This window comes from Ponticoccus sp. (in: a-proteobacteria) (assembly GCF_048381735.1).
On record NZ_JBLXGL010000013.1, the window covers coordinates 75,191 to 99,018 of the forward strand.

The window sequence follows — 23,828 nt, forward strand, 5'->3', positions numbered from 1 at the left end:
CTCCGTTTGACAGCGCCCCCAGCGGCGGCAGCAGGTCGCCACAAACCAGCCCGGTCAGCCCCCAGAACAGCCTCGCGGCGCCCGCAGGACGGGCCCGACCGCCCTCAGTTGGACAGCGATCCCAGCGGCGGCAGCAGGTCGCCGCAGACCAGCCGGGTCAGCACGCCCGGCAGCGGTGACACCTGCGACAGCGGAAACAGCACCCGGTCGCGCAACAGCGGCAGCACGCGGCTGTCGGACTGGTACTGAGAGGTGAACAGGCGGCTCATCCCCTGATAGCCGCGCACGTGCCAGCGCCGGGCCTGCGCGTACCAGCGGGCCGCAAGCGCCACGTCGCCCTGCGCCCGCTCCAGCGCGCGGGCCAGCGCCCAGGCGTCCAGCAGCGCCATATTGGCCCCCTGCCCCAGCTGCGGGCTGGCGCGATGCGCGGCGTCGCCGATATGGACCAGGCGCCCGCCGTCCGACCAGGGGCGGCGCAGCGTACCGTGGGAATAGCGTGCCATGGTCATCTGCGCCGGATCGGTGATCTGGGCGGCGAAGGGTGCGTATTCGGGCCAGAGCGCGCTGGCCTCGGCGCGCCAGGCCTGCAGCCCGGCGGCACGCCAGTCGTCCTGCGCCCCGGCGGGCAGAGACCAGAAGATCGCGCATTTGCGCGCCTCCCCTCCCGGCAGATGCCCGACCGGCAGCACCCCCAGCATCCTGTCGGCCCGGCGATAGACCTGCCGAAGCTCGTTGTAGGGCAGCGTCGTGGTGTCGGGCCAGTCCACCGTCGCCCACAGCGCGCCATAGCTCAGCGCCCGCGCCCGCATGGGCGACAGCACCGACCCGGCGCCGGAGGCATCGACCACCAGATCGAAGGGCCCGTCCTGCCCGCCCGGCCCCTCCGGCCCGGCAGCAAACCGAACGGCGCCCGCCTCGACGGCTGTCACCCGATGGCCGGGCCGGATCTCTGCCCCGGCAGCCGTGGCGGCGTCATGAAGGACATCGAAGAGCGCCGCGCGGTGCATCGCCAGCCCGTAGCGCGGCACCCCGGGCGCGTCGTAACTGACGTCCAGCACGCGGCGACCGCTGTCTGCGTCGCGGCCCAGCATGCGGTGCACCTTAGCGCCCCGGCGCCGGGCCGTGTCGCCGACAGAAAGACCGTCCAGCACCGCCTGCCCGACCGGCTGGATCACCAGCCCCGAGCCCACCGGCGCGGGCGCGTCGAACCGGTCGAAGACCACGACCCGGTGCCCGGCGCCCGACAGCGCCGCCGCCGCAGCCAGCCCACCAATCCCAGCGCCCACAATCGCGATCGTCAAAGTCATCTCGCCCCCGCCTATGGGGGCCAGAGTCTCACCCGGACTCCCGTTAGCGCAAGCGTCAAAGGGACGCAGGCCCCCACCGGGGCGGCCCTGTCGGCCCTGGACGCTGGCCCTGGCGCTGCCGCGATGTCGATCCCGCAAAGGACAACGCCCCCGCCGGTTCGGGCGGGGGCGTGTCGGTGTGGTCGGTTTTACTGGCCCAGGGCCTCGTCGCAGCGCTTGCAGGTGCCGGGGTGCCTGTGCGTGCCCACGTCCGGCAGGATCTTCCAGCAGCGCTGGCACTTCTCGCCCTCGGCCTTTTCGAAGACCACCGTCACCCCGTCCACTTCCGGCAGGCGGAAGGCCTCGGCGGGCGAGGGATCGCCGGTCAGGCGCACGTCCGAGGTGATGATGATATCCTCGAAGGCGGTGGTCTTCAGCGCCGCCAGCATGTCGGCCTCGCGCACATGCACCACCGGCGCCGCCTCGAGCGAGGCGCCGATGACCTTGTCGACCCGCTGCACCTCCAGCGCCGCCGTCACCGCGCGCCGGGCGCGGCGGACCTGCGCCCATTTGGCGGCCAGCGCCTCGTCTTTCCAAGCTGCGGGCGTCTCGGGGAAGTCCTGCAGGTGGACGGATCCCTCGGGGAAACGCTCCAGCCAGACCTCTTCCATGGTGAAGACGAGGATCGGCGACAGCCATGTGGTCAGGCGGTGGAACAGGATGTCCATCACCGTCCGGGCCGCGCGCCGCCGCGCCGTGTCGCCGTCGCAGTAGAGCGCGTCCTTGCGGATGTCGAAGTAGAAGGCCGACAGGTCCAGCGTGCAGAAGTTGAACAGCTGCTGGAAGACATGCTGGAAGTCGAAGCGCGCATAGCCCTCGCGCACCACCGCGTCCAGTTCGGCGACCCGGTGCAGGACATAGCGTTCCAGTTCCGGCATGTCCGCCGGTTCGACCCGCTCGGCCTCGTCGTAATAGGCCACGGCGCCCAGCAGGTAGCGCATGGTGTTGCGCAACCGGCGATAACCGTCGGCCACGCCCTTCAGGATCTCGGGCCCGATGCGCTGGTCGGCGGTGTAATCGGTCTGCGCCACCCAGAGCCGCAGGATATCGGCCCCGTATTGCTTGATCACATCCTCCGGCGCCACGGTGTTGCCGAGCGACTTGGACATCTTGTTGCCCTTCTCGTCCAGCGTGAAGCCATGCGTGACCACGTTGCGATAGGGCGCGCGGCCCGTGGTGCCCACGGACTGCAAGAGCGAGGAATGGAACCAGCCGCGGTGCTGGTCGGTGCCTTCCATGTAGACGTCGGCGATGCCGTCCTCGGTGCCGTCGGGGCGGTCGCGCAGCACGAAGCTGTGGGTCGAACCGCTGTCGAACCAGACGTCGAGCACGTCGAAGACCTGATCCCAGTCGTCGGCCTTGTAGTCGGACCCGAGGAAACGCTCCTTGGCGCCCTCCATGTACCAGGCATCGGCGCCCTCGGCCTCGAAGGCCTCGTTGATGCGGGCGTTGACGGCTTCGTCGCGCAACAGGAAGTCCGGGTCGGTCGGCAGCGCACCCTTCTTCGTGAAGCAGGTCAGCGGCACACCCCAGGCGCGCTGGCGCGACAGAACCCAGTCGGGCCGCGCCTCCATCATGGAAAACAGGCGGTTGCGGCCCGATTGCGGCGTCCACTTGACCTTGTCGATGCAGGTCAGGGCACGGGCGCGGATGGTCTCGCCGTTCTGGTCCTGACCGTCGCCCACCGGCTTGTCGATGGCGGCGAACCACTGCGGCGTGTTGCGGAAGATCACCGGCGCCTTGGAGCGCCACGAATGCGGGTAGCTGTGCTTGATCTTGCCGCGCGCCATCAGCCCGCCGACCTCGACCAGCTTGTCGATCACCGCCTTGTTGGCATCGCCCTCGCCGCCCTTGCGGTTCAGGATGTATGTGCCGCCAAAGAACGGCAGGTCGGCGCGGAAGCCGCCGTCGTCCATCACGTTGTAGGTGATGACCTGTTCCAGCATCCCCAGACCACGGTAGAGCTCGTATTCCTCCATCCCGTGCGAAGGCGCGCAATGCACGAAGCCGGTGCCCTCTTCGTCGGTGACGAAATCGGCGGCGCGGAAGTCGCGCGGCTCGTCCCATTCGCCGTTCGATCCTTCGGCGCCCGCCAGCGGGTGGGCCAGCGACAGCCCGGCCAGCTCATCGGCGGGCACGTCGCGGACGCGGCGCCACTGGCCGTCCTCCAGACGTGCCTTGGCGAAGGTCTGCCCGGCCAGCTTGTCGGCGAGGATGAAGCGTTCACCCACCTCCAGCCAGCATTCGTCCGGCGTGCCGGTGACCTCGTAGAGGCCATAGGAATAGTCGGCGCCGTAGACGACGGCCTTGTTGGACGGGATGGTCCAAGGCGTCGTGGTCCAGATCACCACCTTGGCCCCGGCAAGCTCGCTCTCCCCCAGCACGGCGAACTTCACCCAGATCGTGAAGCTTTCCTTGTCGTGGTACTCGACCTCGGCCTCGGCCAGGGCGGTCTTTTCGACCGGGGACCACATGACCGGCTTCGAGCCCTGGTAGAGCGTGCCGTTCATCAGGAACTTCTGGAACTCCTCGGCGATCACGCGCTCGGCGTGGAAGGCCATGGTCAGGTAGGGATCGGCCCAGTTGCCGGTGATGCCCAGGCGCTTGAACTCTTCGCGCTGCACATCGACCCAGCCCTCGGCGAACTTGCGGCACTCCTGCCGGAAGTCGACGACGTTGACCTCGTCCTTGTTGCGGCCCTTCTTGCGGTACTGTTCCTCGATCTTCCACTCGATCGGCAGGCCGTGGCAGTCCCAGCCCGGCACGTAGCGCGAATCGTGGCCCATCATCTGGTGCGACCGCACGATCATGTCCTTGATCGTCTTGTTCAGCGCGTGACCGATGTGCAGGTGGCCGTTCGCATAGGGCGGGCCGTCGTGCAGGGTGAAGGGCGTCCGGCCCTCCTTCTCGCGCAGGCGGTCGTAGATGCCGATCTCTTCCCAGCGCGCCAGCCAGCCGGGCTCGCGCTTGGGCAGTCCCGCCCGCATGGGGAAATCGGTCTTCGGCAGATTGAGGGTATCTTTGTAGTCAGGCGTCTCGGCGCACATGTGCCTTGTCCTTGGAAACGGAAGTCTTGTCAGGGGGTGCGTGCGGCGCGGTATCCCATACGCCTTGTCCCGGCAGTCTGAGCGTTCAGAGTGCCGGGCACGTAATTCGAATGATGAAAGCCGTGGGGGTCATCATGTGCCGCCTTATAGGCGGTGCGGCGCCAAGGGTCCAGAGACCACGAAAAGGGGCGGGAACCTGCCGCCCTTCCCGCCCGGACCGGCGAAAACCCCCGGTCGCGCGCCCTGCCGCGGTGCGGCGTGGCCGAAACCCGCGCGGCGCAGGGGCCGCTTCCGGCAAACCGGCACCGATTCCGGCGCCCCGTGGCACCAACCCTTTCGACGGCGCGTTTCATCGGCATGTTCAAGGCACCGGCGCCGGAGGCCATGCCAGCGCGCCCGACAAGAGGAAAGAGACCATGACCTATCAGACCCACGATCCCTACCTGCAACGCCACGATGCCCGGCTGGAGCAGCAGGACGCCACGGGCGCCCGCTTTCCGACGACGCGCTCGAACACCGGCACGGCCATCGGCCTTGCGGTGGCGCTGGCCCTGCTGGTCGGGCTGGGGGTGATGCTGTCGCTTGGCCCCGACGCCACGACCACCCCGGTCGACGCACCGGACGGCCCCGCCGTCACGCAGCCGATGGCGCAGGATGGCATGGTTCCGGCACCGGCCGACCCTGCCGCCAACCCCGACAATACCATCACCCCGGCCGCGCCGGAGGCAGCAGCCCCCGCTGCTCCCGCCGCCACCGAATAACGGCAGCGGCTCCTCCATGACGGCCCCGAACGGCGCGCCTTCCCCCCGGCGCGCCGTTTTTGGTCGGTCCCTCGGGGGCCCGCCTTTCAGGGGACAGCGGCGGATCGGTCAGAGCGGCCCGAGCCGGGCCTGACACGCCCGGGCACAGGCCTGCACGATGCGCCCCACAGGCCGATGCGCCGCGCACCGGCATCGCGGCGCCTGACTTGCAGCGGACCAACGGAAGGCCGTCGCCCTTGGCGGCCCCGGGGCCGTTGCCCGCGCATGCGATCCCGCCCTGTCAGGCGCAGATCAGCCCCCGGGATTGGCGCGATGCGCAGGCCCCGCCACGGAAACGCTGAATTTGTTGCGTGAAACGAAGGATCATGGGTAAGCTCTTCCCCATCCCATCCGGAGAGCGCCCATGTTCCGCCGACACCTCCTGCTGACCGCACCCGCCTTCATTGCGCTGGGGGCCTGCACCGGGGGACCGCTTGGGCTGGCCATGGCGCCGAACTCGGTTCTGATCGTGACCCGCCACGCCGACCGCGAGGGCGAGGATCTGACCGCCAAGGGCCGGCAGAGAGCGCGGGCACTGGTTGCGGCGCTGGACGGGATGCCGCTCGACGCGATCTATGCGCCCGGCATCAAGAGGAACCTCGACACCGCCGCCCCGCTGGCCGCCGCCCGGGGCTTTGCGGTGCATCGCATCCCGCAGGAGGCGCCGACCGCCGCGCTGATGCAGGCGGGGGCCGGGAAATCGGTGATCTGGATCGGCAACAAGGGCAATATCGCGACCATCTGGGAGGATCTGGGTCTCTCCGATCCCGCGCCGCTGGCCTATGGCGACCTGCACATCCTGCGCAGCGACTCCGATGGCGGGCTGACCCTCGACCGCCGCCGCTACGGCCCCGACTGAGGCCGCATCGCTGGTCGTCACCGCCCCGAAAGCCCCGGCGCCACCGGCGCAGGCAGGGCCGAACCGGCCCCCGGCCCGGCTCTACGCCCGGCCCGCGGCGCTCAGGCCAGCCCCCGGTCGCGGGCGATCATCGCCGCATGGGTGCGGTTGCGCGCTGCCAGCTTGCGCGACAGCGTCTTGACGTGCAGCTTCACCGTGACCTCCTGAAGGTCGAGGTCGCGGGCGATTTCCTTGTTGGCCTTGCCCGCGCAGATCCCGCGCAGCACCTCCAGCTCGCGCCGGGTCAGCGGGCCGCCCTTGTCCGCGGGCTGCTGCTGAAGGAATTCGACCGGCACGTAGGTTTCCCCGGCGGCCATGAAGCGCGCCGCGCTCAGCAGCGAGCGCGCGCTGAGGGTCTTGGGGATGAAGCCCTGCGCCCCCGCCTTCAGCGCCGCATCGGCGATCTCGCGCGTGGCGCTGCCCGACAGGATCGCCACCGGCCGCCCGGCGTTCGCCGCCTGCATGCGCGTCAGCCCGTCCAGCCCGTTCATGCCCGGCATATTGTAGTCCAGAAGGACAAGATCGAAGCTGCCGGTCTCTTCGACCACCTGCACGGCCTCGTCGAGGGTGGCGACGGTCTGCACCTCCTCGATCTCTGTTCCGTTCAGGTAGGCGGCAATGGTTTCCCGCACCAGATCGTGATCGTCCGCCACGAGTATCCGCATAGTGTTCGTCCTGCTTCCCGCTCTGTCCGGGCTGCGCCGCCTTTCCAGCATATTCCTCTCCAAAACACGAACCGTCCGGGCGTCGTCCACCTGCCGGTGCGGCAAAGATGTGCCCTTTCGGGATTAAGGAGATGTTTAAACTGTCAGGGCATCTCGGGCAGAAATCTGCCGGCTTCGCATGTTCGTCCCGGGATGTAGCACCCCGCCTGCCCGTGCGAAAGCACACTATGCCCTGTCGGCGCAACATGTTGTAAAACGGTGGTCGTTCCGCACGCGCGCAACGCCATATTGGACCATCGCTATGCTGCCGATACCCCGTGCTCTCCTGCTTGCCATGGCCCTGCTCGTTGCCAGCGGCCCGGGCGCAACCGCCCAACCCCTGCCGGGGCCGGAAGGCCCGGTGCTGCTGACCCTGTCCCAGCCAGGGGGGCAGACGATCCGGCTGGACCGGGCGGCGCTGGCGGCGTTTCCGGCGACGTCCCTGCGGACAACGACGATCTGGACGGCGGGACCGCAGACATTCACGGGGGTCACGCTTCGCGACCTGATGACGCGGATCGGCGCAGGCGGCCAGGCGCTTCGGGCCCATGCGGTAAACGATTACGCCATCGACATCCCGTGGTCCGACGTGACCAGCGGCACTGCCCTGATCGCCTACACCCGGAACGGCCAGCCGATGTCGGTACGCGACAAGGGGCCGCTGTGGCTTGTCTACCCCTACGACAGCGACCCGGTCTTCCGGCAGGAAACCCACCACGCCCGCAGCGTCTGGCAGCTGGACCGGATCGAGGTGATCCCCTGAGACCGGCAGCGGGCGGCAAGCCCCGCACCCGATCGCCAGGCACGCGGCGCTACGGGCGATTTCCCCATGCAAGCGCGCCGCAAAGGGCTTAGGCTGCGGCCCGAGCGGTAACAGGAAAGCCCGTCAGAGGTGCAACGCAAGATCAACGTCGGATTTGCCGAGAACTACATCGTCCGCCGCGGCCTGACGGCCTTCGTGGTGTCGCTTTTCGTGACCACCATCGGCGTGCTGGTCATGGATGTCAGCCAACAGATGGGGTGGCTGTCCTCCTCTTCCTCGGACAACATGCAATGGACCCTGGGCCAGACAGAGACCGAGCTTGCGGCGCTGGAACTCGCCACCTATGCCGCCATGGCCGAGGACAGCGCCAGCGGGGCCGGCCTCGAAGAGGTCCGGCTGCGGTTCAATGTCTTTTACAGCCGGGTCCAGACCATCACCGACAGCACCCTGTTCCGCGGGCTGCGCAGCGTCCCCGAGGTTCAGGCGCAGCTGGACGAGATCCTCGCCTGGCGCGACTCCTGGGTGCCGGTGATCGACGGGCCGGATACCCGGCTTGCAGCGCAACTGCCCCGGCTGCAGACGGAATCCGCCCAGATGCGCGGCGTCGTGCGCAAGACCGCACTGGACGGCATCGCCTATTACGCGCGTTTCGACGACACCCGCCGGACCAGCATCTTCAGCACCCTGCTGCGCATCGGCGTGCTGACCCTCGCGCTGGTCGTGCTGCTGCTGGTGCTGATCCTGATGCTGGTGCGGCTGGGCCGTCAGCGCGAACTCAGCGCCCAGTCCAACCGCGAAATGCGCGAACGGCTGGAAACCATCATCTCGACCTCGCTGGACGCCATCCTGGTGGTCGACCGCGCCGGGCGCATCGTCGAGTACAACGGCGCCGCCGAACGCATCTTCGGCCGCCGCCGCGATCTGGCGATCGGCGCCGACATGGCCGCGCTGCTTCTGCCTTATGGCGCGGCGCTGGCGCCCTTCCTCGCCACCGGCTCCGGCACCCGGCAGGCCGAAGCGCGGCGCCGCGACGGCAGCCTGTTCCCGGTCGATGTCTCCTCGGCCCGGGCGCACAGCCCCGGCGGCGAGATCTTCGTGATCTTCCTGCGCGACATCTCGACCCGCGTCTCGGACGAGGAAGCCCTGCGCGAGGCCCGCGACCGCGCCATCGCCGGGGAACGCCAGAAGGCGGACCTGCTGGCGGTCATGAGCCACGAGATGCGCACACCCCTGAACGGCATGCTGGGCTCGCTGGAGCTGTTCGAGGGCGACAACCTGAACGCCCGGCAGAAGCGCTTTCTGCGGATCGTGCGGAATTCCGGCAAGGTGCTGCTGAACCACGTCAACGACGTCCTCGACATTTCGCGGCTGGACGCCGGCAAGATGACCCTGCGCAAGCGGCGCTTCGACCTTGTCGCGCTGATGGAAGAGATCGTCGAAAACCAGGCAGAGCGCGCCCGCGCGCAGGGCAACCGGATCGTGCTGGCGCCCTCCGATCCGGCGCTGCACACGGTCTACAGCGACCCCGACAGGCTGCGGCAGATCCTGCTGAACCTCGTCGGCAACGCGGTCAAGTTCACCCGCAACGGGACGATCACCCTGGAGGTCGATTGCGACGGCGGTCTGGACGCGGTCGAGTTCCGGGTCATCGACACCGGCATCGGCATCCCCGAGGCCGATCTGGACCGCATCTTCGACGACTTCGTGACCATCGACAGCTCTTACGCGCGCCGCACCACCGGCACCGGGCTGGGACTGGGGATCTCGCGCCGTCTGGCCCGGGCGCTGGGGGGCGATCTTGGCGCCGAAAGCGAGGCGGGCGAGGGCAGTGTCTTCTGGCTGCACCTGCCCATGGCCCTGCCCGGCGAAAGCCACGCGCCGCAGGCGACAGCGCCGGTCCGGCCACCGAAGGCAGAGCGGCTGCCGCCTCTTCGCGTTCTGGTGGTCGAGGACAACGAGATCAACCGGCTTGTCGCGCGGGAATTCCTGCATCGCGGCGGCCACAAGGTGACAGAGGCGCCGGGCGGGGCCGAAGGCGTGGCAGAGGCGGCAAAGACCCGTTTCGACGTCATCCTGATGGACATCTCGATGCCGGGCATGAACGGGATCGAGGCGGCCCGGGCCATCCGCGAGGGCGGCGGGCTGTCGGCCAATGTGCCGATCATCGCAACCACCGCCCATGCCCTGGCCGAGGAACGCCGCGCCTTCGACGAGGCGGGCATGGTCGGCGTTCTGGTCAAGCCGATCTCTGCCGCTTCGGTGCGCGAGGCCCTGGCAGAGGCGCTGTCGGGCAGACCGCTTTCCGTCGGCGCGACCGCGACCAGGGACGCGCCGGTTCTGGACCGCGCGCATCTTGCGGAATTGCAGGCGGACCTGCCCGCGGCGCGGCTTGCCGCCCTGCTGGCGACATTCCGCGCCGAGATGACCAGCTTTCTGGAGGGCATGGTGCCACAGACCGACCGCGCGGCGCTGGCTGCCGAGGCGCATCGCATGGCAGGCTCTGCCGGGGTCTTCGGCGCCATGCAGCTGACGCAGCGCCTGCGCGAGGCGCAGGTCTTCGTGCCAGAGGCCTCTCCGGACGAATTGACGGAACTGCGGGCCGCTCTGACCGCCTGCTGGACCGCTGCCGAAGCCGCGCTGCGGGATGTGACAGAGCCCCCGCAACGGCGCGCCGTCTGAACCCGGTGCGGCACCGGATGGGCCCCAGCCGATGCCGCCTGCCTTGACCGGCGCCCGGCTCAGGCCTTGTCCGGCGCCACCACCGCGTAGCCGCAGCGCGCGGGCTTGAGATCCAGCAGCGGCGTCCCGTCGAGGCAGTCCAGCCCCCGCACCACCAGCACGCGCCCCTCGCGCCGCAGAAGCGTGACGATCGACGTCCCGATCGGGTTCGGCCGCAGGGGCGAGCGCAACGAGAAGGTGCCCCGCTGCACCCCGTCGGACTTCGGCGACTGGGTCAGCAGGTCCCGCCGCGCCTCGTGCAGCCAGTACAGCACCTCGATCCGCGCGTGATCCTCGACCGCCAGAAGAGCGGGCTCATAAAGCGCGGCCACCTCGATCCGGCAGTCCGGCCCCTGCTCTGCGTCGCCGCGCCGGGGGCAGTCGGCCCGGGTGGCAAAGGGCGTGCGGATCACGCCGACAAAACGCAGCCCCGCGTCGGTCGCCTCTGGCAGGTCGGCGAGAATCTCCCCCGGTCTCCGGGCATCGCCGTGATGGTCCGTCATCTGCGCCCCCGTCCTCTGACCTGCCCGCCGCAGCCCGCCAGATCCCCTGCACCGGCGCAGCGACGGCGCGGGCCAGCGGGGCCGTCCATCCGCCGACCGGCCCAGACGCGCCCGGGCAGAGCCGCGCCGCGCTGCCCGCCACGGGGGCGCCGGGTCGCCGGATAGGCATGGGACCGGCCCGGCCCCCGGAACGGGGCAGCCGGTGGGCAGGCCACCCCCGGCGCCGGGCCCCCGGCGCCGGACCGACCGGACCGGCGGGGGCACTTCAGGGCAGCGGCGGTCACAGGATCACCCGGTGTTCGGCCTGCCCGCGCAGGCCCGGCTCCAGCGTGAAGGTACAGCCTGCCAGCCGGTCCTCTGCCGGGCGCCCCTCTGCCGCCGATGTCACGAACAGCCGGGACAGCTCTGCCCCGCCGAAGGCCGGGCAGGTGGTCTGCGGGGTCGGCAGATCCAGCGCCCGAAGAAAGCGGCCCTCCGGGTCGTAGCAGGCCACCCGGCCCGCCCCCCATTGCGCCGACCACAGGTTGCCCTGCGCATCGATCACCGCGCCGTCCGGGTTCAGCCCCTCGCCGCTCAGATCCAGCCAGGGAAAGGGGGTGCCCTTGGGCCAGCCCTCGGCATCGAGGGCAACGCGCTGGATCACCCCCGTGGGCAGGTCGGTAAAGAAGGCAAACTGCCCGTCCGGCGAGAAACAGGTGGCGTTGGGAATGCTGATGCCGGGATAGAGCACCCGCAGTTCACCCCCGTGGTATCGGTAGATGGCCCCCGCGCCCGCCTCGCCCGCGTGGCCCATGGTGCCGATCCAGAAGCCGCCATAGGGATCCGCCCGCCCGTCGTTCGACCGGGTGCCCGGGTTGTCGGCCTCCAGCGGCACAAGGCTGTCTGCTTTCCCGGTCGCGAGATCGAACAGGCAGAGGTCCGTCTCGGTCGCGATCAGCAGCCGGTCCCGGTCCACCCAGCCTGCGGCAGAGGCGGCACGATCCAGCGGCCATGACCGCTCGGCGGTGCCGTCATGCTCGAACAGCCGGTGGCCGAGGATGTCGAACCAGAACAGCGTCTGCCGCTCGGGGTGCCACAGCGGTCCCTCTCCCAGCGCGCATTTCGTGCGCGACAACACGCCGTCATCCGTCATCGATCCCTCCCCGGTGTCGCGGCCCATGCTGATCCGCCCCGCCCCGGGGCGCAAGGCCCAGCCGCGTCGAGGTGCCGGAAAGCGGCGACCGCCGGACGGGCCGGACAGGGCGGCGGCAGGGCAGAGGCAAACTTCACGCCGCAAGGGGCTGGATTCGCGCGCCGTTTTCGGGTCAATTCAGGCCGCAAGCCGCAGGGAGGCCCTTATGAATTGCGTTTTCGTCCAGATCCGGTGCACACCCGGCACCGCCTATCGCGTCGCCAAGGACATCACGCTGCGCGAGATCCACTCGGAACTCTATTCGACCAGCGGCGAATTCGACCTTCTGCTGAAGCTCTACATCCCCGCCGGGGATGACGTGGGCAAGTTCATCAACGACAACCTTCTGGACATCGCCGGGATCGAACGGACCCTGACGACACTGACCTTCCGCGCCTTCTGACCGGCGCAGGACATAGAACAACGGGGAAACAGACATGACCACATTCCGCAGCCTTGCCCTGGGCACGGCCCTTGCCGCGCTGACCGCCGCCACCGCCTCTGCCGAGGTCAAGGTCGGCATGATCACCACCCTTTCCGGCGGCGGCGCCGGTCTGGGCATCGACACCCGCGATGGCTTCATGCTGGCGATCGAGGGCGCGGGCCGCGACGACGTCGAGGTGGTGATCGAGGACGACCAGCAGAAGCCCGAGATCGCGGTGCAGCTGGCCGACAAGATGATCCAGTCCGACAAGGTCGACGTGCTGACCGGCATCGTCTGGTCGAACCTCGCCATGGCCGTGGTGCCCGCCGCGACGGCGCAGGGGCTGTTCTACCTGTCCACCAACGCCGCGCCTGCGCAGCTGGCCGGCCCGGGCTGCAACCCGAATTTCTTCTCGGTGTCCTACCAGAACGACAACCTGCATGAGGGCGCGGGTGCCTATGTGGCCAAGGCGGGCTTCACCAAGCCCTTCATCCTCGCGCCCAACTACCCGGCGGGCCATGACAGCCTGAACGGCTTCAAGCGCTTCTACGAGGGCGGGCTTGCGGGCGAGATCTACACCACGCTGGGCCAGACCGACTATGCCGCCGAGATCGCGCAGATCCGCGCCTCGGGGGCGGATTCGGTCTTCTTCTTCCTGCCCGGCGGCATGGGCATCTCCTTCCTGAAGCAATACGCGGATTCGGGTGTGGATCTGCCGCTGATCGGGCCGGCGTTTTCGTTCGATCAGGGCATCCTGCAGGCGGTGGGAGACGCGGCGCTGGGGGTGAAGAACACCTCGTCCTGGTCCAAGGACCTCGACAACGCGGCCAACGCCGCCTTCGTGGCGGCCTTCCAGGAGAAATACGACCGCCTGCCCTCGATCTACGCGGCGCAGGGCTATGACACCGCGAACCTGCTGCTCTCGGCGCTGGACAGTGCCGGACCGGAGGATGTCGATGGCTTCCGCGCGGCGCTGAAGGCGGCGGATTTCGCCTCTGTCCGGGGCGATTTCTCCTTTGCGGCGAACAATCACCCGATCCAGGACATCTACGTGCGCGAGGTGATCAAGGAAGGCGACCTGCTGACCAACAAGATCGTCGAGACCGCCATCGAGGACCGCGACAACGCCTATCTCGACCAGTGCAAGATGTGAGCCGCAAATTCCCTGGAAGGAATTTGAAAAATCCTTCGAAGGATTTTGGTCCCGCCGGGGTTCCGGCGGGCCACCCGGAATGAGACGATGACCCTGACCCTATTCGCCGAGCAGGTCCTAAACGGCCTGCAATCCGGCATCATGCTGTTCCTCATGGCCGCCGGCCTGACGCTGATCTTCGGCGTCATGGGGCTGATCAACCTTGCCCATGGCTCGCTTTACATGGTCGGCGCCTTCTGCGCGGCGGCGGTTTCCGCGGCGACGGGATCCTTCCTGCTGGGGCTGGTGGCGGCGCTCGCGGGGGCGGCGGCCATGGGTGCGCTGATCGAGCGGGTGGTGATCCGCCGCCTCTACGCCCGCGACCACCTCGACCAGGTCCTGGCCACCTTCGCCCTGATCCTGATCTTCTCCGAGGGCACGCGCTGGCTCTTCGGCTCCTTCCCGCTGTACCTCGACGTGCCCGCGGCGCTGTCCGGTCCCGTCACCCTGCCGGGCGGCATCCAGTATCCGCTCTACCGGCTGACGCTGATCCTGGTCGGCCTTGTGGTGGCGGCGGGCCTGTTCTGGCTGATCGGCCGCACCCGGCTGGGCGTGCAGATCCGCGCGGGCGAGAACGACCGCGAGATGATCGCGGCGCTGGGGGTGGATATCGACCGGCTCTACACGCTGGTCTTCGCGCTGGGGGCGGCACTGGCGGGGCTGGCGGGGGCGCTGGTGGGTGTCCTGCAGTCGGTGCAGGTTGGCATGGGAGAGCCGGTGCTGATCCTGGCCTTCGTGACCATCGTGATCGGCGGCATCGGCTCGATCCGCGGCGCGCTGGTGGGCGCGATCCTCGTGGCGCTGACGGACACGCTGGGCGGGCTCTTCCTGCCGGAACTCTTCAAGCTGGTGCTGCCGCCCGCCGAGGCGACCCAGACCGGTGGCGCGCTTGCGGCCATGGCGATCTACGTGCTGATGGCGGGGGTTCTGATCTGGAAACCCACCGGGTTGTTCGGAGCGCGGGCATGAGGGGTTTGGTGCGTGGCGCGGGCCGCTTGGGGTGCGTTTCCGTGCCCTCCGCGTGCCCGGCGCTGTCCGGCAGCGGTTGGAGGGGGCGCTGCCCCCGCTGCTGCGCAGCCCCCCCGGGATATTTCCGGACAGAAGAAGCTGGGCGGCGCTTCGACAAGGGCCTTGCTGCAGGAGAGGCGCGGGTATGAGCCGAGAGACGCTGTTGAATGCCGCGATCCTGCTGGGGCTGGTGGCGGTGCCGCTTTGGGCGCATCTGTCGGAGGAGCCCTTCACCGTCACGCTGGCGACGCGGGCGGCGATCCTTGCGCTGGCCGCCGTGGGGCTGAACATCGCGCTGGGGATCGGCGGGATGGTCTCGCTGGGCCATGCGGCCTTCTTCGGGATCGGCGGCTATGCCATGGGCATCCTTGCCTTCCACGCGCAGAGTTACACACCGGTGGCCGAGTGGCCCCTTGTGGTGCCGGGAACGAAGTCGATGCCGGTGATCTGGCTGGTGGCCGTGGCGGCCTCGGGGCTGGCGGCCTTCCTGATCGGGCTTCTGAGCCTGCGCACGGGCGGCGTCTATTTCATCATGATCACGCTGGCCTTCGGGCAGATGTTCTATTTCTTCACCATCAGCTGGGGCACCTATGGCGGTGAGTACGGCATGTCGATCTACCTGCGGAACGGTTTTCCCGGGCTGAACACGCTGGTGCCGATCCAGTTCTACGGGCTGTGCCTCGGGGCGCTGCTGCTGGTGCTGGGCCTGACCGCCCTGCTGCGCCGCTCCGCCTTCGGCCTGGCCCTGAACGCCGCGCGGCAGGCGCCCGAGCGGGCGCAGGCGGTGGGGCTGGATCCCTACCGGCTGCGGCTGGCGGGCTTCACCCTGTCGGGCGCGGTGACCGGGCTGGCGGGGGCGCTTTACGCCGACCTCAACCGCTTCGTCTCGCCGTCGATGTTCAGCTGGCAGCTGTCGGGCGAGCTGATCGTCTTCGTCATCCTCGGCGGCGCGGCGCGGCTGTTCGGGCCGGTGGTCGGCGCCGTGGTCTTCGTGGTGCTGGAGCATGTGCTGGGCGGGGTCACCGAGTTCTGGCACATCTGGTTCGGGCTGATCCTGCTGCTGGTCGTGCTGTTCGGCAGGGGCGGGCTGATCGGGCTGATCGCCGGGCGGGCGCGGCCCCATGGCTGAGCCGGTTCTGGAAACCCGCGGGCTGGTGCGCCGCTTCGGCGCCCTGACGGCGACGGACGGGGTATCGATCACCCTGCGCCCCGGCGAGATCCATGCGGTGATCGGGCCCAACGGCGCCGGCAAGTCGACCCTGATCGCGCAGATCTGCGGCACGCTGGCGCCGGACGCCGGGTCGGTCTGGCTGGCGGGCCGCGATGTGACGGCCCAGGCCGCGCCGGCCCGCGCCCGCGCCGGGCTGGCGCGGACCTTCCAGGTCAGCCGTCTGGCGCTGGAGGACAGCGTGCTGGAAAACGTGCTGCTGGGCGCCGTGGGGGCCGCCGGGGCCGCGTGGCATCCCTTCCGCCCGGTCCTGCGCAACCGTTCCCTGCGCGCGCGGGCCGAAGCGGCGCTGGCGCGGGTCGGGCTGGAGGCGCAGGCCGCCACCCGGGCCGCCGATCTGTCGCACGGGCAGCGGCGGCTGCTGGAGGTCGCGGTCGCCCTGACCTTGTCGCCCCGCGCCTTTGTCATGGACGAGCCCATGGCGGGTCTCGGGACCGAGGGCTCTGCCATGCTGACAGGCCTGCTGGACGGGCTGCGCGCCGAGGCGCCGATCCTGCTGGTCGAACACGACATGGACGCGGTCTTTGCCCTTGCGGACCGGATTTCCGTGCTGGTCTACGGCAAGGTCATCGCCTCGGGCACCGTCGCCGAGATCCGCGCCGACCGGGCCGTGGGCGAGGCCTACCTGGGGGATGCATCGTGACGCTTCTGACCGTGCGCGACCTAGCCGCCTTCTACGGCGCCAGCCAGGCGCTGTTTTCCGTGTCCTTCGACATCGCCGAGGGCGAGGTGCTGGCGCTTATGGGGCGCAACGGCATGGGCAAGACCACGACCATCCGCAGCCTCTGCCGCCTGCTGCCCGCCTCCGGCACCCTGCGCTTCGCCGACCGGGACCTGTCGCGCCTGAAGCCGCATCAGGCGGCGCGGCTGGGCATCGGGCTGGTGCCCGAGGGGCGGCGCTGCTTCGCGGACCTGACCGTGACCGAGAACCTGACCGCCGCCGCCCGCCCCGGGCCGTGGGACCGCGCGGCGGTCACCGCGCTGTTCCCGCGGCTGGCCGAGCGGTCCGGGCAGGTGGCCCGGTCGCTGTCCGGCGGCGAACAGCAGATGCTGGCCATCGGGCGGGCGCTGATGACGAACCCGCGCCTGCTGGTTCTGGACGAGGCGACAGAGGGTCTGGCGCCGATGATCCGGCAAGAGATCTGGACCGCCCTGTCCCGGCTGAAACGCGAGACCGGCATGGCCATCCTGATCGTCGACAAGTCCCTGAAGGAGCTTGCGCAGGTCGCCGACCGCGCGGTGATCCTCAGCCGGGGCCGGTCCGAGTGGACCGGGCCGCTGGACAGGCTGACCCCGGAAGAGACGACGCGCTACCTGGGAGTCTGACGCCCCCCTTCCGCCACGCAGGGGCAAGCGCTGACCGGCCGCCGCGCCCTTGCCGACGGGCTTGTCGCGGGGACCGGGCGCATGGAACAGATTTCTCAAGGGTTTGGCGGAACCATTCCGCGTGATCCGCGTTGCCCCCGCGAATGACACCAAAGGAAAGGCGCGCCGCCTGACCCGGACAGGCGCGACCGGGACGCCGCGAATGAACACTGCCAGGCTCGTCGAGCTGACCCGCCTTCTGCCCGAAATCATCGCCCTTGCCAAAGGCCATATCCAGACAGAGCTGCTTCTGGCGCGCCGCGAGATATCCGAGAAATGGGCCAGGGCCGGGTCCGGCGTGGTCCTCTACATCGCCGCCGCCGTGCTGGCGATGGTCATGCTGCAGGTGCTGGCCGCCGCCGCCGTGGCACTGATAGCCGCCAGCTTCGGCCTGTCGGTCGCGCTGTCGGCGCTGATCGTCGCGGGCGTCCTGCTGGGTCTGGCGCTGGTCTGCCTGCTGATGGCGCGCAGGCGCCTGTCGTCGCGGGCCCTGACCCCGGACAAGACGCTGGCCCAGCTTCGCGCGGATATCGCGGCGGTCGAGGAGGTGCTGCGTGCCCGGCGAGACCTCTAGACGCCTTGCCCAGCTGGCCGAGGCCGAGCGCGAGGCGCTGGCCGCGCGGCTGCTGGTGCTGGTGGCTCCGGCGCCCGAGGAACCGCAAGAGGCGCCCGTGCGCCCGGTCGAGGCCCCCGCGCCCCGGCGAACCCCGTGGAAGACGCTGGGCCTTGCCTTCGGCGCGGGCCTCGCCACCGCATGGCTGATCCGGCGGCGGCGCAAATGACGCCGGACCGCGCCCGGGCCGCCGACCCGCCCTTCCCGCCCCTGCCGGTGGCCCTGAACGCTGAAGGCCGCCCCCGCCGCACGGGTGTCGAGGTGGAATTCGCCGGGCTGGACGAAAGCGAAGTTGCCCGCGTCCTCTCCGGGGTGCTGGGCGGCGAGATCGAGCAAAGCGGTCCCTATCTCTACAGCCTCTGCGGGTCCCGGATCGGCGATCTGACCGTCGAGCTCGACACCGCGCTGCGCAAGAATTCCGACCGGCGGCTGGTGCAGGAGGGGCTGGACCTTGCCCGTGGCATCATCCCCGTCGAGGTAATCACCGCGCCCATCCCCGCCAGCGCCCTGCCCCGGCTTGACGCGGCCCTCTCCGCCCTGCGCGACGCCGGGGCCAAGGGGTCTGGTCAGGGGGTGTTCTACGGCTTCGGCGTGCACCTGAACCCGGAGATCGCGGGGCTGGATCACCCGCTGACTCCGGCCACGATCCGCGCCTACGGGCTGATCGAGGAACACCTGCGCGCCGAGGACCGCATCGACGGCACCCGGCGTTTGCTGCCCTTCGTCGACCGCTGGCCCGCCGCGCTGATCGACGCGCTGGCCGGGGCCGCGACCGCCTCGCTGCGCGACCTGATGGTGCTTTACGCGCGCCATACCACCAGCCGCAATCACGGGCTGGACCTGCTGCCGCTGTTTCGCCACCTCGACGACCGCCGCTTTCAGCGGCTCTTCGGCGGGGGCGACGGCGGCACCACCCATGCCCGCCCGACCTTCCACTTCCGCCTGCCCGACAGCCGCATCGACGAGGCGAACTGGTCGCTGTCGCAGGCATGGCGCGACTGGCTGCTGGTCGAGACGGTGGCCGCGGACGAGGCGCTGCTGGACCGGCTGGCCGCGGCGCGGCTGCGATACCGGGACCGCCTGCTCAGCGGGCGCGGCGACTGGCGCAACGAGTCCACCGCGATTCTGGCAGAGGCGGGGCACCGGGCATGAAACCCGTCATCGGCGTCACGACCTCGCGCCGCTCTGGCTGGCGCATCTTCCCGCTGGTGGCCTTCAACATCTGGTTGGCCGGGGGCAAGGCCGTCCGCTGGGACACAAGGCGCCCGCCCCGGCTGGAGGCGGTCGACGGGGTCGTGATCGGCGGCGGGGACGATATCTCGCCGGATCTCTACGGCGGGACCCTTGGCATCAGCGCCCGGCTTGATCCTGAACGCGACGCCTTGGAATGCGAACTGGCGCGGCAGGCCTTGGCGCGCAACCTGCCGGTGCTGGGCATCTGCCGGGGCGCGCAGATGATCAGCGTTGCCCTTGGCGGGACGCTGGATCAGAGCGCCTGGCAGACCTTCGGGATGGAGCACAAGATCCGCACCGTCCTGCCCCGCCGGGCGATCCGGATCGAGCCGGACACAAGGTTGGCGCGGATCGCAGGGCCAGAGGAGATGACGGTCAACGCGCTTCACACGCAGGCGGTCCGCGATCCCGGAAAGGGCGTGCGCGTCGCGGCCCGCGACATGGCGGGGATGATCCAGGCCATCGAGCGGCTGGACGATCCCTTTGCGCTTGGCGTCCAGTGGCACCCGGAACATCTGTTCTATTCCCGGCGCCAGCGCGCGATTTTCCGGGCGCTGGTCGCTGCGGCTGCCGCGCGGCGCGGCAACCTGCGGCAGGTCGATGCGGCTTTGGCATCCGGAAGGCGGGGGCTGGTTTGACGCGCAGTGCTTGCCATCGTGCCCCGCGCCTGATGGATGGCGCGAGGCCCGCACAGTTGTCCGGCGCATGCACAAGCGGATGGGATGTCCTGGGCCGTGTGCCATTCGCGGGGAACGGCGCGGCCTGCCAGGGGGCGAGGCGGGACACCCGCCGCCAGATGGCTCAGGCCTCGGGTCGCCCGCCAGCCTCTGCCCGGCGACTCGGCGGCACCGGATCGTTGCCGACCGTCGGCCTGCGAATAGCCGAGCGCGCGACGAAATGGCTGTTGCCTTCCGGGATGTGGCGCATCGCCTCGATGTTGATATGCAGCGTCACGCCCCCGCCCTGCGAGACCTGAAGCTGCCGCAGGGCCGCGTCACGCTCGTTGATCTCTATGTCGCTGATGCGGCCCAGCTCTCCCTCCGAGGTGAAGAAGGGCTTGCCGGTCACCTCGCTGCCCCAGACCCAGCTGGCCGGGGCATTCGCGGGCTTTTCCGGGACCGTCGGGCGCCAGGCCCGTTCCAGCAGGCTGAGCACCCGGCGGACCCCCCGCAAGGGCGGCCCGTCGGTGTCGGGACCGTCGGCGGCAAGCACATCCGGCAGCGTGCCGGTGGCCAGAGTATCCTCGTCCAGACCCTCGGCGGGATCGCCGCTTTCCAGCACCGCCGCGTCCGACAGCTCCAGCCGGACCGAATCCTCACTCAGCGCGGACCGGCTGGCGGATACCAGCACGGAACGCCGCGCCTTGCTAAGCTGCACCGACCAGTAGGTGACCCTGCGGTGCTGCATGTCCAGAAGCCCGTCACGGATGAACCCGACAGGCTGCGTCTCGCCAGAAATCATGACGGGCAGGGTCTTTATCCGGGTCAGTCGCATGTGCACCTCGATCCTTGCAGCGCCAATCGGCGCCCGTTGCAATCTGCCCAACGCCCCCGGACCGCTCGGGTTCCCGGGATGGTGCCGCAGCGCGGCAGAGCCTTCCCCCCTGCCCGTCTATTCCAGCTCCACGGTCGAGCGGCGCGGCGCTGTCCGGGCGCGCGGTCCGGGCGCCATGTCCCGGCGCAACAGGGCAGCGTTGCGGCGGTTTGCCTTCAGCGCGACGTCGGCAAGGTCGCCGAGGATCGGGACAGAGCCCAGCATCACATCGGCACAGGTGTTCAGGGCCATGCGCAGCAGGGTGCCACGGCGGGCGCCCATGCGGTGCGCTTCGGTCAGGATCCACAGCGACGGCAGCGCCGCGACCACGTCGCCCACCACGGGAACGAGACCGAGAATGCTATCCCAGCCAAAGCGGATGCCCAGCACCGGAACACGGTATCCGGCGTCCATCCAGTTGGCGAGCTTCTCGACCCGGCGCAAGCGGACGGCAGTTTCAGGGGCGTGCAGGCTGCTGTCCTGCACGCCGGTTTCAGCGGCGTGCGATGATGTAGACGGCATGGACGATACCCGGAATGTAGCCAAGGATGGTTAACAGGATGTTAATCCAGAAGTGCTTTCCGATGCCCACCTCCAGGAAGACGCCCAGCGGCGGCAGCAGGATGGCGGCGATGATTTTCAGAAGTTCCATGGTGCGTTATCCCTTTGTTCAAGGGACGAACGCCGGGGCGGGGCGGCTGTTCCCGCATGCCCGCCATACCCGGTTCGAAAGAGGATCCCTGTTGCGACGCCGCCGCTGTCAGGCCGCGGCGCGGCGGCCTTCTGCATCCCTTGCGAATTCGCGGCGCGAGAAGACCACGTCGTAGAGGTATTGCCCCTCGTCCTCGACAACCTCCGCCTCGCCCTCGATCTGCATCACGAAGGCCTTCATCAGCCGCGACCCAAGCCCGCTTGTTCCCGGGCCTTCCTCGTTCTGCACGGTGACCGGCACACCCTTGGTATTGGCAATCCGCAACCGCAGCCGGTCGCCGTCGTCCAGCCGCACAAGGGACACGCAGATGCGCGGGTCCGATCCGTCCGCCGGACGACCCACGTATTTGACCGCATTGGTCAGCGCCTCGGCGGACAGCATCGACAGGGGCACCGCCTGATCGGGGTAGAGGTCGGCCGGGATCACGTCCACGGACAGCGACACATCCGGCGGCAGCGACACCTGCGCCACGTCCTCGACAACCGCGCGCACCAGCTCTCCGCCGTCGACCGTGGTCATGTCGGGCGAGGCATAGAGCGTGCGGTGCAGCGTGGCGAGCCCGCGCACCCGGCGCTGAAGCCCGCGCAGCATGCGCCGCGCCTCGGGGGTCTCGGCGTTGCGCATTTCCATGTTCATGATGGAGACGATCAGCTGAAGATTGTTCTTCACCCGGTGGTGCACCTCTTTCAGCAGCACCTCCTTGTCCTGAAGGTCCTTCTGCTGGCGGATCTCGGCCTCGGAGATGATCAGCGCCATACGGCTGAAGGCGCGCGCCGCCTCGGCCAGTTCCTCGGGCGGGTCGTCCAGGGTCAGGGCGGCCACGGTGCGGTCGCCCAGGGCGAAGCGCCGCATCGCCGAGCGCAGCCCGCTGACGTGCCGGATCACCAGCCGTTGCAGGCCGACATAGGCCACCGCGATCCCGGCGATCCACATGACGATCGGGAAGACCAGCGCCAGGCCCGACTGCAACCCGCCGATCACGGTTTCGCCGTCCTCGACCGGCCAGCTTCCCACCATGACGACGCTTTGCGGCAGCACCGAGCTGACCGCGTAAAGACGGCGCTCGCCATCGTTGCTGACCGCCTCGAAGGTTTCGTCGCGCAGCTCGGACAGGCCCTGGTTCGTGATGTCGCGCGGCAGGAACCCCTGCGCCTCTTTCACGGTATTGTTGGCGACAACGATATCGCCGTTCGAATTGATCGTGGCGATGCGCACGGTCTCGACGCTCGACGCCTCGGCAATCAGCGCGCTGATGATCCGGTGCGGGATCGAGATCGAGATCATCCCCACGAGCTCTTCGCCGCGCCGGATCGGCTGAACCGCAACGGTCACCGCCTCGCCCGAATAGGTGCCGCGAATGGTGAAATCCACATAGGGCCGCTTCGCCTCCACGGCGCCCAGGATCGTCGGGCTTTGCGAGACGTCCGTGGGGGTGGCGGCGGAATTGCAGTCGGTCTGCAACTCCGGCGTGATCAGCCCGGCGAAGCTGAAGGTTTCATGCGACCGGACAAATTCCTGCATCACGGCGTTGCAGCTGTCCACCGGCATGCCGACCACCGCCGCGCCAAGGCCCTGCGCGGCGCCCAGCGCCTGCTGGATCAGCTCGCGCCCGGCATGGCTGGCGGCCACGGTCTCGGACATCAGCGAGGCGCGGGTCACATCCTGCGCATCGTCGATGACCTGTTGGGTCTGGTAAAGCGAAATCAGGCCAAGCGGCAACAAGGCCAGCGTCAGCAGCAACGCCAGCCTTGTCGAAATGCGTTTCCCGAAGGTCGAGACACGGTTCATCCACCGCGCTCCTATTCTAAGCGGCGCTCTGGTTGTCCGACACGATGCCCGCGGTCACGCTATCGGTCAACTCGAGCACGTCGTCCTCAAGATGCATCAACTTGGACAGTTGCGCCCGTGCGCGGTTCACCCGGCTCTTTATCGTGCCGACGGCGACGCCGCAGGTCTCTGCCGCTTCCTCGTAGGAAAAACCCGAGGCGCCCACAAGGATCAGTGCTTCGCGTTGCTCGTCGCTGAGGGTCGCAAAGGCGGTCTGGAAGTCGCGCAGGTTCAGACGCCCGTCGTGATCCGGCTTCTGTGCCAGCTGCGCGGACATCTCGCCCTCGCTGTCGGACACCTCGCGGCGGGCCTTGCGGTGGTGCGAATAATAGGTGTTGCGCAGGATCGTGAACAGCCAGGCCCGCATATTGGTGCCGGGCTGGAAGGTGTCGATCTTGGTCCAGGCCTTGACCACCGCATCCTGCACCATGTCATCGGCCAGCGCGGAATTGCGCGTCAGGCTCATGGCGAAGGCGCGCATGGCGTTGAGGTGGGTGACGATCTCGTCACGGGGATCAGTTGCCATCTGCACCGCTCCCGCTGGACGACGCGCTGTTATCCTGCGCGCGAAGCTGGTTCAGCAGGTCCGTGAAGCGGTCGGGAACATCCTCTTTCAAAACATCGTTGTAGGCGCGGCGAAGGTTTTCGTCGATCTCGTCCTGAAGCCGTGTGTGTTTCTTTGCTTGGGTCATTAGGGGGGCTGGGCCTGCGTTGATTTTTTACACATTCTCGCGGAACCAACC

25 protein-coding genes are annotated in these 23,828 nt (G+C 69.1%); 14 read left to right on the plus strand and 11 right to left on the minus strand.

Annotation, left to right across the window (positions count from 1 at the left end; genetic code table 11):
* Nucleotides 1-104 precede the first annotated feature (104 nt).
* On the minus strand, nucleotides 105-1,307 hold the full coding sequence (locus tag ACN5KJ_RS18425; protein ID WP_347168017.1) for an NAD(P)/FAD-dependent oxidoreductase: 1,203 nt from the start codon (nucleotides 1,305-1,307) through the stop codon (nucleotides 105-107).
* 188 nt (nucleotides 1,308-1,495) lie between these two features.
* On the minus strand, nucleotides 1,496-4,393 hold the full coding sequence (gene ileS / locus ACN5KJ_RS18430) for an isoleucine--tRNA ligase (RefSeq protein ID WP_418595410.1): 2,898 nt from the start codon (nucleotides 4,391-4,393) through the stop codon (nucleotides 1,496-1,498).
* Between the two features lie 416 nt (nucleotides 4,394-4,809).
* Here ileS and ACN5KJ_RS18435 point away from each other — a divergent pair, with 416 nt between their 5' ends.
* Together ACN5KJ_RS18435 and ACN5KJ_RS18440 are read left to right on the plus strand one after the other, a co-directional pair.
* Entirely contained in the window at nucleotides 4,810-5,154 is a 345-nt protein-coding gene (locus ACN5KJ_RS18435) for a hypothetical protein (RefSeq protein ID WP_418595412.1), read from the plus strand.
* Between the two features lie 403 nt (nucleotides 5,155-5,557).
* The gene (locus ACN5KJ_RS18440) at nucleotides 5,558-6,052 is read left to right on the plus strand and encodes a histidine phosphatase family protein (protein WP_347166980.1); all 495 of its coding nucleotides are present in this window, start codon (nucleotides 5,558-5,560) and stop codon (nucleotides 6,050-6,052) included.
* A gap of 101 nt (nucleotides 6,053-6,153) precedes the next feature.
* On the opposite strand, the gene ACN5KJ_RS18445 is transcribed toward ACN5KJ_RS18440, so the two are convergent.
* Nucleotides 6,154-6,756 (minus strand): response regulator, encoded by a 603-nt coding sequence (locus ACN5KJ_RS18445; protein ID WP_418595414.1) that lies wholly within the window; start codon nucleotides 6,754-6,756, stop codon nucleotides 6,154-6,156.
* Between the two features lie 301 nt (nucleotides 6,757-7,057).
* Between ACN5KJ_RS18445 and ACN5KJ_RS18450 the strand changes: the two genes are divergently transcribed.
* Complete coding sequence (locus tag ACN5KJ_RS18450; RefSeq protein ID WP_347166979.1) at nucleotides 7,058-7,558, plus strand: molybdopterin-dependent oxidoreductase; 501 nt, start codon at nucleotides 7,058-7,060, stop codon at nucleotides 7,556-7,558.
* Nucleotides 7,559-7,687: 129 nt separating this feature from the next.
* The gene (locus tag ACN5KJ_RS18455; protein ID WP_418595417.1) at nucleotides 7,688-10,237 is read left to right on the plus strand and encodes an ATP-binding protein; all 2,550 of its coding nucleotides are present in this window, start codon (nucleotides 7,688-7,690) and stop codon (nucleotides 10,235-10,237) included.
* Nucleotides 10,238-10,296: 59 nt separating this feature from the next.
* Here the strand turns inward: ACN5KJ_RS18455 and tsaA are convergent, their stop codons facing one another.
* Both tsaA and ACN5KJ_RS18465 read right to left on the minus strand, forming a co-directional pair.
* Complete coding sequence (gene tsaA, locus ACN5KJ_RS18460) at nucleotides 10,297-10,779, minus strand: tRNA (N6-threonylcarbamoyladenosine(37)-N6)-methyltransferase TrmO (protein WP_418595419.1); 483 nt, start codon at nucleotides 10,777-10,779, stop codon at nucleotides 10,297-10,299.
* 280 nt (nucleotides 10,780-11,059) lie between these two features.
* Nucleotides 11,060-11,911, minus strand: coding sequence for an SMP-30/gluconolactonase/LRE family protein (locus ACN5KJ_RS18465; protein ID WP_418595421.1), 852 nt, complete (start codon nucleotides 11,909-11,911; stop codon nucleotides 11,060-11,062).
* A 205-nt stretch (nucleotides 11,912-12,116) separates the two neighbouring features.
* On the opposite strand from ACN5KJ_RS18465, the gene ACN5KJ_RS18470 reads away from it, so the two are divergent.
* From ACN5KJ_RS18470 to ACN5KJ_RS18515, 10 genes are all read left to right on the plus strand, one after another.
* Nucleotides 12,117-12,353 (plus strand): Lrp/AsnC ligand binding domain-containing protein, encoded by a 237-nt coding sequence (locus ACN5KJ_RS18470; protein WP_206564019.1) that lies wholly within the window; start codon nucleotides 12,117-12,119, stop codon nucleotides 12,351-12,353.
* Nucleotides 12,354-12,387: 34 nt separating this feature from the next.
* Nucleotides 12,388-13,527 carry an ABC transporter substrate-binding protein gene (locus ACN5KJ_RS18475; protein WP_418595423.1) on the plus strand — a complete coding sequence of 380 codons (1,140 nt, stop codon included), beginning with the start codon at nucleotides 12,388-12,390 and terminating at the stop codon, nucleotides 13,525-13,527.
* A gap of 87 nt (nucleotides 13,528-13,614) precedes the next feature.
* Nucleotides 13,615-14,535, plus strand: coding sequence for a branched-chain amino acid ABC transporter permease (locus ACN5KJ_RS18480; protein WP_418595425.1), 921 nt, complete (start codon nucleotides 13,615-13,617; stop codon nucleotides 14,533-14,535).
* Between the two features lie 184 nt (nucleotides 14,536-14,719).
* Nucleotides 14,720-15,703: a branched-chain amino acid ABC transporter permease gene (locus ACN5KJ_RS18485; RefSeq protein ID WP_418595427.1), complete on the plus strand. Its 984-nt coding sequence runs from the start codon at nucleotides 14,720-14,722 to the stop codon at nucleotides 15,701-15,703.
* A complete protein-coding gene (locus tag ACN5KJ_RS18490) occupies nucleotides 15,696-16,445 on the plus strand; it encodes an ABC transporter ATP-binding protein (RefSeq protein ID WP_418595429.1) in 750 nt (249 codons plus the stop codon). The genes ACN5KJ_RS18485 and ACN5KJ_RS18490 overlap by 8 nt, the downstream gene beginning before the upstream one ends.
* The gene (locus tag ACN5KJ_RS18495) at nucleotides 16,442-17,128 is read left to right on the plus strand and encodes an ABC transporter ATP-binding protein (protein WP_347166972.1); all 687 of its coding nucleotides are present in this window, start codon (nucleotides 16,442-16,444) and stop codon (nucleotides 17,126-17,128) included. Before ACN5KJ_RS18490 ends, ACN5KJ_RS18495 begins: the two co-directional genes overlap by 4 nt.
* Before the next feature lie 202 nt (nucleotides 17,129-17,330).
* Entirely contained in the window at nucleotides 17,331-17,741 is a 411-nt protein-coding gene (locus tag ACN5KJ_RS18500) for a phage holin family protein (RefSeq protein ID WP_418595431.1), read from the plus strand.
* The gene (locus tag ACN5KJ_RS18505) at nucleotides 17,722-17,949 is read left to right on the plus strand and encodes a hypothetical protein (RefSeq protein WP_418595433.1); all 228 of its coding nucleotides are present in this window, start codon (nucleotides 17,722-17,724) and stop codon (nucleotides 17,947-17,949) included. The genes ACN5KJ_RS18500 and ACN5KJ_RS18505 overlap by 20 nt, the downstream gene beginning before the upstream one ends.
* Entirely contained in the window at nucleotides 17,946-18,932 is a 987-nt protein-coding gene (locus tag ACN5KJ_RS18510; protein WP_418595435.1) for an amidoligase family protein, read from the plus strand. Before ACN5KJ_RS18505 ends, ACN5KJ_RS18510 begins: the two co-directional genes overlap by 4 nt.
* Nucleotides 18,929-19,651, plus strand: coding sequence for a gamma-glutamyl-gamma-aminobutyrate hydrolase family protein (locus ACN5KJ_RS18515; protein ID WP_418595437.1), 723 nt, complete (start codon nucleotides 18,929-18,931; stop codon nucleotides 19,649-19,651). Before ACN5KJ_RS18510 ends, ACN5KJ_RS18515 begins: the two co-directional genes overlap by 4 nt.
* A 163-nt stretch (nucleotides 19,652-19,814) precedes the next feature.
* Here the strand turns inward: ACN5KJ_RS18515 and ACN5KJ_RS18520 are convergent, their stop codons facing one another.
* The 6 genes from ACN5KJ_RS18520 to ACN5KJ_RS18545 form a co-directional block, all read right to left on the minus strand.
* Nucleotides 19,815-20,507: a hypothetical protein gene (locus ACN5KJ_RS18520; protein WP_418595439.1), complete on the minus strand. Its 693-nt coding sequence runs from the start codon at nucleotides 20,505-20,507 to the stop codon at nucleotides 19,815-19,817.
* 117 nt (nucleotides 20,508-20,624) lie between these two features.
* Nucleotides 20,625-21,068 carry a DUF4112 domain-containing protein gene (locus ACN5KJ_RS18525; protein WP_418595440.1) on the minus strand — a complete coding sequence of 148 codons (444 nt, stop codon included), beginning with the start codon at nucleotides 21,066-21,068 and terminating at the stop codon, nucleotides 20,625-20,627.
* Complete coding sequence (locus ACN5KJ_RS18530; protein WP_023852579.1) at nucleotides 21,040-21,198, minus strand: YqaE/Pmp3 family membrane protein; 159 nt, start codon at nucleotides 21,196-21,198, stop codon at nucleotides 21,040-21,042. The genes ACN5KJ_RS18525 and ACN5KJ_RS18530 overlap by 29 nt, the downstream gene beginning before the upstream one ends.
* A 108-nt stretch (nucleotides 21,199-21,306) precedes the next feature.
* The gene (locus tag ACN5KJ_RS18535; protein ID WP_418595442.1) at nucleotides 21,307-23,046 is read right to left on the minus strand and encodes a sensor histidine kinase; all 1,740 of its coding nucleotides are present in this window, start codon (nucleotides 23,044-23,046) and stop codon (nucleotides 21,307-21,309) included.
* A 16-nt stretch (nucleotides 23,047-23,062) separates the two neighbouring features.
* Nucleotides 23,063-23,611, minus strand: coding sequence for an RNA polymerase sigma factor (locus ACN5KJ_RS18540; RefSeq protein ID WP_206564030.1), 549 nt, complete (start codon nucleotides 23,609-23,611; stop codon nucleotides 23,063-23,065).
* Nucleotides 23,601-23,777, minus strand: coding sequence for a NepR family anti-sigma factor (locus ACN5KJ_RS18545; protein WP_347166963.1), 177 nt, complete (start codon nucleotides 23,775-23,777; stop codon nucleotides 23,601-23,603). Before ACN5KJ_RS18545 ends, ACN5KJ_RS18540 begins: the two co-directional genes overlap by 11 nt.
* Nucleotides 23,778-23,828 lie beyond the last annotated feature (51 nt).

Coding starts and splice junctions, on each gene's coding strand:
- ACN5KJ_RS18490 (WP_418595429.1), top strand. CDS start 15,696: ATGGCTGAGCCGGTTCTGGAAACCCGCGGGCTGGTGCGCCGCTTCGGC.
- ACN5KJ_RS18540 (WP_206564030.1), bottom strand. CDS start 23,611: ATGGCAACTGATCCCCGTGACGAGATCGTCACCCACCTCAACGCCATG.
- ACN5KJ_RS18475 (WP_418595423.1), top strand. CDS start 12,388: ATGACCACATTCCGCAGCCTTGCCCTGGGCACGGCCCTTGCCGCGCTG.
- ACN5KJ_RS18545 (WP_347166963.1), bottom strand. CDS start 23,777: ATGACCCAAGCAAAGAAACACACACGGCTTCAGGACGAGATCGACGAA.
- ACN5KJ_RS18480 (WP_418595425.1), top strand. CDS start 13,615: ATGACCCTGACCCTATTCGCCGAGCAGGTCCTAAACGGCCTGCAATCC.
- ACN5KJ_RS18465 (WP_418595421.1), bottom strand. CDS start 11,911: ATGACGGATGACGGCGTGTTGTCGCGCACGAAATGCGCGCTGGGAGAG.
- ileS (WP_418595410.1), bottom strand. CDS start 4,393: ATGTGCGCCGAGACGCCTGACTACAAAGATACCCTCAATCTGCCGAAG.
- ACN5KJ_RS18435 (WP_418595412.1), top strand. CDS start 4,810: ATGACCTATCAGACCCACGATCCCTACCTGCAACGCCACGATGCCCGG.
- ACN5KJ_RS18450 (WP_347166979.1), top strand. CDS start 7,058: ATGCTGCCGATACCCCGTGCTCTCCTGCTTGCCATGGCCCTGCTCGTT.
- ACN5KJ_RS18520 (WP_418595439.1), bottom strand. CDS start 20,507: ATGCGACTGACCCGGATAAAGACCCTGCCCGTCATGATTTCTGGCGAG.
- ACN5KJ_RS18425 (WP_347168017.1), bottom strand. CDS start 1,307: ATGACTTTGACGATCGCGATTGTGGGCGCTGGGATTGGTGGGCTGGCT.
- ACN5KJ_RS18470 (WP_206564019.1), top strand. CDS start 12,117: ATGAATTGCGTTTTCGTCCAGATCCGGTGCACACCCGGCACCGCCTAT.
- ACN5KJ_RS18525 (WP_418595440.1), bottom strand. CDS start 21,068: ATGCCGTCTACATCATCGCACGCCGCTGAAACCGGCGTGCAGGACAGC.
- tsaA (WP_418595419.1), bottom strand. CDS start 10,779: ATGACGGACCATCACGGCGATGCCCGGAGACCGGGGGAGATTCTCGCC.
- ACN5KJ_RS18535 (WP_418595442.1), bottom strand. CDS start 23,046: ATGAACCGTGTCTCGACCTTCGGGAAACGCATTTCGACAAGGCTGGCG.
- ACN5KJ_RS18440 (WP_347166980.1), top strand. CDS start 5,558: ATGTTCCGCCGACACCTCCTGCTGACCGCACCCGCCTTCATTGCGCTG.
- ACN5KJ_RS18530 (WP_023852579.1), bottom strand. CDS start 21,198: ATGGAACTTCTGAAAATCATCGCCGCCATCCTGCTGCCGCCGCTGGGC.
- ACN5KJ_RS18510 (WP_418595435.1), top strand. CDS start 17,946: ATGACGCCGGACCGCGCCCGGGCCGCCGACCCGCCCTTCCCGCCCCTG.
- ACN5KJ_RS18445 (WP_418595414.1), bottom strand. CDS start 6,756: ATGCGGATACTCGTGGCGGACGATCACGATCTGGTGCGGGAAACCATT.
- ACN5KJ_RS18500 (WP_418595431.1), top strand. CDS start 17,331: ATGAACACTGCCAGGCTCGTCGAGCTGACCCGCCTTCTGCCCGAAATC.
- ACN5KJ_RS18485 (WP_418595427.1), top strand. CDS start 14,720: ATGAGCCGAGAGACGCTGTTGAATGCCGCGATCCTGCTGGGGCTGGTG.
- ACN5KJ_RS18515 (WP_418595437.1), top strand. CDS start 18,929: ATGAAACCCGTCATCGGCGTCACGACCTCGCGCCGCTCTGGCTGGCGC.